This window comes from Robinsoniella sp., assembly GCF_034124845.1.
In genome coordinates, this window is record NZ_JAWYAJ010000411.1 from 1 (window position 1) to 2,775 (window position 2,775).

General features: G+C 37.3%; 4 protein-coding genes. All 4 read right to left on the reverse strand.

From position 1 onward, the window contains the following. Positions 1-114: 114 nt before the first annotated feature. Complete coding sequence (locus ACH2DQ_RS20460) at positions 115-753, reverse strand: HD-GYP domain-containing protein (protein ID WP_395028083.1); 639 nt, start codon at positions 751-753, stop codon at positions 115-117. Positions 754-776: 23 nt separating this feature from the next. Further along, positions 777-1,523, reverse strand: coding sequence for a LytR/AlgR family response regulator transcription factor (locus ACH2DQ_RS20465; RefSeq protein WP_394913384.1), 747 nt, complete (start codon positions 1,521-1,523; stop codon positions 777-779). Positions 1,524-1,567: 44 nt separating this feature from the next. Further along, entirely contained in the window at positions 1,568-2,290 is a 723-nt protein-coding gene (locus tag ACH2DQ_RS20470; RefSeq protein ID WP_394913383.1) for a LytR/AlgR family response regulator transcription factor, read from the reverse strand. A 28-nt stretch (positions 2,291-2,318) separates the two neighbouring features. Next, a partial coding sequence (locus ACH2DQ_RS20475; RefSeq protein WP_395028086.1) for an ATP-binding protein occupies positions 2,319-2,775 on the reverse strand: 457 nt, incomplete at its 5' end.

A 2,775-nucleotide genomic window follows, 5' to 3' on the forward strand; every position in this document is an offset into this window, starting at 1 on the left:
CAGAGAAAATATGATGATATAAGCCATTATGATTTTTAACTGTCTGATTACTCTAACCTTCATAAAGTATCTCCTCCAAAAATGTATATTAAATAACTGTTTTCGCCTATAACGCTAACCCATTCTCACTGGATGTAATTTGGTCTTTTCCTTGAGGCATTGTAAAAACAATTCCGCCAGGACCGGGTCAAACTGACTGCCTGCATACGTTTTTATTTCCCCGCAGGCGTACTCCATAGAAAATTCCTTCTTATTATATTGCCGCCTCCCCATCATGGCATCATAACTGTCTGCGACAGAACAGATTCTGGCTGACAAAGGTATCTCCTCCCCTTTTAAACCATTTGGATACCCTGTGCCGTCCCAGCGCTCATGGTGGTACTGCGCCATATTCCAAACAGTCAGATGATATTTTCGCTGGGATTCTTTTAGCAGGCTGACGGCGATGTCCCCGCCATACAAAGCATGGCAGTGAATCAGGGATCGTTCTTTTTCCGTAAGTATATCCGTTTTACACAGAATCTCTCTGGGTACCTGAATCTTGCCTGCATCATGAAAAAGAGCTCCAAGCCGGATACCTTCCAGGCTGATCTGATCAGTTTCTTTTGGGTATGCATACATTTCATATAGCTTCTTAAAAAGCATACAGGCATATTTTGCAGTAAAACTCTCATGGATCAATACTTCCTTTGGCAGGTTTTGATAAAGCCTTATCACCATTTTCTGCAAATTATTTGTTTTAGATGTTTGCATATTTTTCTCCTCTTGATTTTGCTTTATTTCATCATGCGTTCTACAAGCATTTGTTTATAATTTCTGGCTACGGGAATTACATCTCCGCTGGTTAAGTACAAGTCATTTTTATCTAAGCAATCCACATAATTCAAATTCACTATGTAACCCCGGTGTACTTTCATAAACATTTCGTCATTCATCTTCTCTTCCACACTTTTCAGGCTTTCGTAAAATAAAATTTTTGTCTTATCCCTGCACTGGATACTGATTAAACGATGATCTACCTTCAAATATACAATCAAATCAAACAAAACCCTCTGAATTTTACCGTTATTCGTATATCGAAGTGAATTTTTCTTGCTCTCCATGATTTCCTGAAAACATTTTCTCATAATCAGTTCAAATTTTTTATGGGTGACTTCACTTTCTATAAAATAATAATATGGATTCACCTCAAAAGAGGCCAAAACTTCTTGTGCATGGCTGCCCAAAAAGAAGATCTGTGACTGGTGATAGTCTTTCCGGAAAACCCTGGCAATTTCAATTCCTCTTATCTGACAGCTCTCCCACCCGATAAACAGAATATCCAGTTCCTGATACCAGTCATCTTTACAAAACACGGCCTCTTTCCCGTTTTCATAGATGATAAAGTCCGTCCCATACCCGTACTTATGCGCTGCATACCGAAGTAAGCTTTCATATACTTGCAGCAAATACATTGACGCGTTACATAATAAAATATAAAGTGTCCTGTCCCGGACATCATCGGCTTCTGACATATCTAACATGATATTGATTCGCTTTCTGTTTTTTATCCAAAAATACTTTTTTATTACCAATATTCCGAATTAATCATTAATATTTCTTTTTTTACTTCTAAGCTATACTTTGGACTGAGCGGTATCATTTTCCCGGAATACATTTCCAGCTTATTTTTTACAATATTCTTAACATACTTTAAATTTACAATATAAGACCTGTTGGTTCTCAAAAAGCCTTTATCTCTTATTTTTCCTTCGATCAGCTCCATATTAGCCATAAATTCAAACACATCTTTTTGCATATGTATGATAATATTTCTGCCATAGACCTCAATGTATTGTATGTCGTCCAACTGGATTCTTTTTATCACCGTACCTTTTTTACATAATATTTCATTTTTTGATTTCTCTTTTTTACGCCGCAGAGCCTGAATGAATACGGCTTCCAGCTTTTTTGCATATTCATTTTTCATCAAATAGTAAAATGGAAAGGTATCGTACGCATCTACTGCAAATTCACTGCTGGAAGTGAGGTATATAATCTCACCGGCATAGCCCTTTTCCCTTAGCTGTCTTGATGTCTCCACACCACTCATCTTGTCCATGATGATGTCCATAAAAATAATATCGATGTGATTCTCCGAAAAGCTTTCAAAATAATGAATGATCTCTTCCCCGCATGTAAATATCTTGATATAGGCATCAAAGTTGTATTTCTCAGCCGTTTTCTTTAAACATTCCTTACACTTTTCTAATATCACTTTGTTATCATCACACAAACAAATATTTACCATTTCATCACTCCCTGTCCTATTTCGTAATTCAGGTCGCCCTGCCCAAGATATTGCACAGCAATATCCGTATCATAAATATTCCTTCATGTGTGTTTAATTCCATAATTCCGTCATAACGTTTCACCGCTTTTTCTATGTTTATCAACCCATACCCGTGATATTCTTTTCTCTTTTTTGTGGTCTCTAAGCCTTTTCCGCTTATCTCCACCGTCCCCTGCATTGCATTTTCTATGATTATTTTAAGCAGGTCTCCCAGACTAACAGCAGTAACACGGATAAAACGTTTTTCTTCCGGAACCTTCTCACAGGCTTCTATGGCATTATCCAATGCATTGCCAAAAATTGCACACCAGTCTGCAGGCTGTATTTCCAACTCTTTTTTCAGGTTCAGGTCCATGGTAAACCGAATCTTTTTTTCCTTTGCCAGAAGTGCTTTCTCCGACAAAAGTGCATCCAGAATGTAATTATCGGTATGAATAATTTTT

Excerpts from the sequence above, each read along its gene's own strand:
- ACH2DQ_RS20460 (WP_395028083.1), bottom strand. The coding sequence starts at position 753 with ATGCAAACATCTAAAACAAATAATTTGCAGAAAATGGTGATAAGGCTT.
- ACH2DQ_RS20465 (WP_394913384.1), bottom strand. The coding sequence starts at position 1,523 with ATGTTAGATATGTCAGAAGCCGATGATGTCCGGGACAGGACACTTTAT.
- ACH2DQ_RS20470 (WP_394913383.1), bottom strand. The coding sequence starts at position 2,290 with ATGGTAAATATTTGTTTGTGTGATGATAACAAAGTGATATTAGAAAAG.